Genomic DNA, 2,661 nt, shown 5'->3' with positions numbered 1-2,661 from the left:
AGCGGCGTGAGCGGCGTGAGCGGCGTGAGCGGCGTGAGCGGCGTGAGCGGCGTGAGCGGCGTGAGCGGCGTGAGCGGCGTGAGCGGCGTGAGCGGTGTGAGCGGCGTGGGCAGACCGCTGATCGGCGTGAGTACGTATCTGGAGGCCGGGGCGCGCTGGGGGGTGTGGGAGCTGGAGGCCGCGCTGCTGCCGGCCGGCTATCCGCGGCTCGTCCAGGCGGCGGGGGGTATCGCCGCGATGCTGCCGCCGGACGACCCCTCCCACGCCGCGTCGGTCGTCGCCCGTCTCGACGGCCTCGTGATCGCGGGCGGCCCCGATGTCGACCCGGTCCACTACGGCGCCGAGCGCTCCCCGCGGACCGGACCCCCGGCCGCCGCCCGCGACGCCTGGGAACTCGCCCTGATCGACGCCGCGTTGGCCGCCGACACCCCGCTCCTCGGCATCTGCCGGGGCATGCAGCTCCTCAACGTCGCCCTCGGCGGCACGCTCGTCCAGCACATCGACGGGCATGTGAAGGACGTCGGGGTCTTCGGGCCGCACGAGGTGACGCCGGTGGCGGGGAGTCTGTACGGGGATGTCGTGCCGGAGCCATGTGCCGTGCCGACGTATCACCATCAGGCGGTCGAACGCCTCGGAGAGGGACTGACGGCCTCGGCGCACGCACTCGACGGAACGGTGGAGGCGATCGAACTCCCCTCTCCCCGCTGGGTGTTGGGTGTGCAGTGGCATCCCGAGATGGGCGAGGACCTGAGGGTCATGCGGGCGTTGGTGCGAGCCGCTTCCTGAGCCAGTCGAGGGCGGCGGCGCCCTGGGCGTGCTGGAAGGCGCGCAGGGTCGGCAGCCCCGGGGGCGGTGGCTGCCGGGAGTGCCGGACGAAGTAGCCGGCGAGGGCCGCGAGGGTGGCGGTGACGCCGTCCGGGTCGGCGTCGCGGCCCAGCGGGTGGGTGGTGAACACCTCTTCCGGGTCGGGGCCGCCCTGGGCGCGGACGCACGGAAGCATCACCAGCAGGTCGAACCACGGGGCGGCGCGCACGGCATGCGGCCAGTCGACGAAGACGACCCTGCCGTCCTGCGTGAGCAGGACGTTGTCCGCGCGCAGGTCGGCGTGCGCGAGGGTGTCACCGGTGGCGAACTCGGCCCACGGGTCGGAGAGTTCGGCCAACTCGTGCAGGTGCGCCGCGGTCCACGGGTCGAGGCCCTCGCCCGCGGTGCCCCCGGAGTCGATGAGCTGCCGCCACCCCTGGAAGGCGTGGGCCAGGGACTGGGCGGCGGTCGGGGCGTCGAACGGTGCCGGCGTCAGGGCGCGGCCCAACTCCTCGACGGCGTCGAGTACGCGTCTGAACTCGCCCTCCCGCCAAGGGACATGGGGCTGACGGCCCGCCACGTCCTCGAAGACGAGAGCGACCCAGGTACCGTCGTCGTAGGTGCCGAGGAGCCTGGGGGCCGGGGTGTTCGGCGGGAGCAGGGAGGCGTTCCTCGCCTCCGTCCGGTGCAGGGAGGGGCTGTCGGGGTTCGTCTCTGCGCTGACCGCCTTCACGAACGCACGGCGGTGGTCCGTGGTGGTCACGCGGGCGGCAGCGCCGGGCGAGAAGCCGCCCTCCTGCGTGACGGCCGTCCGCACCGGCGAGCCGAGCACGTCCGCGACGGCGTCGCGCAGCGTGCGAGGGAGTTCTTCCCAGGGTGTGCGCGAGCCCGCGGCAGGCGGGGCGGTCGGAGTCATGCCTGGCATCCTGCGGGGCCCCTGACCCCGACCGCCACCGATTTCTCCGCCCCAGCCGCCCTTACCCATTCCCGTCCCCTGGGGGCTCCGCCCCCAGGGGCCCTCATCGGCCTGAACGGCCTCGTCCTCAAACGCCGGACGGGCTGACGGCTTTCAGGGTCGCGGGGAACTGCGCGATCGGCCGCCACCGGCCCGCAGCCGACACACTCACCCCGGGGTGGCGGCCTACACGCCTCGCGTCAGTGAGAGCAGTTCGCGTGCCGGGCCCGTGGGGCGGTGGCCCGTGGGCCAGACCGCCCGGAGGGCACGGCGGAGTTGGATGTCGGAGAGCGGGATGCTCACCAGGCGATGGGTCGACAGCTCCTCCCCGAGGGCCAGCTCACTCAGGACGGCGGGCCCCGCCCCGCTCACGGCCGCCGCCTTCACCGCGGTCGTCGAGGAAAGCTCGATCAACGGCCGCGCCAACCCGCCCAACGCCGCGTCGAGAACCTGCCGCGTACCCGACCCCTCCTCCCGGAGGATCAACGGCGTCGCGGCCAGCTCCGCCCCCGCGAGCGGCGCGCGACGCCGGGCCCACGGATGCCCCGGCGCCGTCACCACGATCAGCCGGTCGTGCGCGATGACCGTCGAGTCGAGGGAGGGCGGCACGGACAGTCCCTCCACGAAGCCGAGATCGGCCTCGCCCGCGAGGAGACGTTCCGCGACGGCCGTCGAGTTCCCGGCGAGCAGCGACACCGCCGTGTCCGGCCGCTGCGCGCGCAGCGCGAGCAGCCACCCCGGCAGCAGATACTCGGCGATGGTCATGCTCGCCGCCACCCGAAGCCGCGAGTCCCGCCGGTCCCGCAACGCCTGCGCCCCCGCGGCCGGAGGAGAGCAAGGTCTCCGCCATCGAGGAGTCGCTCCACCGCATGGTCTACACCGACCAGCCGGACAAGAACGAC

The 2,661-nt window shown here is 74.1% G+C and carries 2 protein-coding genes and 1 pseudogene; 1 reads left to right on the top strand and 2 read right to left on the bottom strand.

Annotation, left to right across the window (positions count from 1 at the left end; translation table 11 throughout):
- Positions 1-117: 117 nt before the first annotated feature.
- Positions 118-786, top strand: a complete 669-nt coding sequence (locus ABZ656_RS57400; RefSeq protein ID WP_360280633.1) for a gamma-glutamyl-gamma-aminobutyrate hydrolase family protein — start codon at positions 118-120, stop codon at positions 784-786.
- On the opposite strand, the gene ABZ656_RS57395 is transcribed toward ABZ656_RS57400, so the two are convergent.
- Together ABZ656_RS57395 and ABZ656_RS57390 are read right to left on the bottom strand one after the other, a co-directional pair.
- The gene (locus tag ABZ656_RS57395; RefSeq protein ID WP_360280630.1) at positions 755-1,720 is read right to left on the bottom strand and encodes an aminoglycoside phosphotransferase family protein; all 966 of its coding nucleotides are present in this window, start codon (positions 1,718-1,720) and stop codon (positions 755-757) included. The genes ABZ656_RS57400 and ABZ656_RS57395 overlap by 32 nt on opposite strands.
- A gap of 225 nt (positions 1,721-1,945) precedes the next feature.
- A pseudogene (locus ABZ656_RS57390) lies at positions 1,946-2,581 on the bottom strand (LysR substrate-binding domain-containing protein); the annotation flags it as partial.
- Positions 2,582-2,661 lie beyond the last annotated feature (80 nt).

It is taken from the genome of Streptomyces sp. NPDC007095 (genome assembly GCF_040634475.1).
Classification (GTDB): domain Bacteria; phylum Actinomycetota; class Actinomycetes; order Streptomycetales; family Streptomycetaceae; genus Streptomyces.
Note: the sequence above shows the minus strand (reverse complement) of the source record. Positions and strands in the feature narration are given on the sequence as shown.

Coding starts and splice junctions, on each gene's coding strand:
- ABZ656_RS57395 (WP_360280630.1), bottom strand. CDS start 1,720: ATGACTCCGACCGCCCCGCCTGCCGCGGGCTCGCGCACACCCTGGGAA.